1 protein-coding gene is annotated in these 492 nt (G+C 56.9%); it reads left to right on the top strand.

Annotated elements, in window-relative coordinates:
• The coding region (locus tag HY29_RS17505) for an alpha-L-fucosidase (RefSeq protein WP_034799656.1) at window positions 1-492 on the top strand (492 nt) is incomplete at both ends.

Below are 492 nucleotides of genomic sequence, written 5' to 3'. Positions count from 1 at the left end.
CGAAGTTTGGCATCTTTATTCACTGGGGGCCGTACTCCATTCCGGGGTTTGCGCCGCACAAGACCTCAATGGATCAGTTGCAGGATACGTCTGAGGGAGAGGCCAAGGCCTTTTCCCTGACTCCCTATGCGGAGTGGTACCAGAACACGATGCAGTTTGAGGATAGTCCGACAGCGGTTTATCACCGTGAGACATATGGGGCGGACTATTCGTATGATCATTTCGGGACGGCCTTCAATGATGCGCTGGAGGACTGGGACCCTGTATCCTGGGCGCGGCTCTTCAAGGCGTCCGGCGCGCGCTATGTGGTGCTGGTGACAAAGCATCATGACGGCTTTGCACTGTGGCCGAGCGATGTGAAGAACCCGAACAAGGAAAACTGGCATACACAGCGCGATGTGGTGGGCGAACTGGCCGATGCCGTGCGGGCCGAGGGGCTAAAGTTCGGGGTGTATTATTCGGGCGGTGTGGACTGGACGTTCAAGCATGAAC

Origin of the sequence: Hyphomonas beringensis, assembly GCF_000682755.1 — a bacterium.
Taxonomy (GTDB): Bacteria; Pseudomonadota; Alphaproteobacteria; order Caulobacterales; family Hyphomonadaceae; genus Hyphomonas; species Hyphomonas beringensis.
Note: the sequence above shows the minus strand (reverse complement) of the source record. Positions and strands in the feature narration are given on the sequence as shown.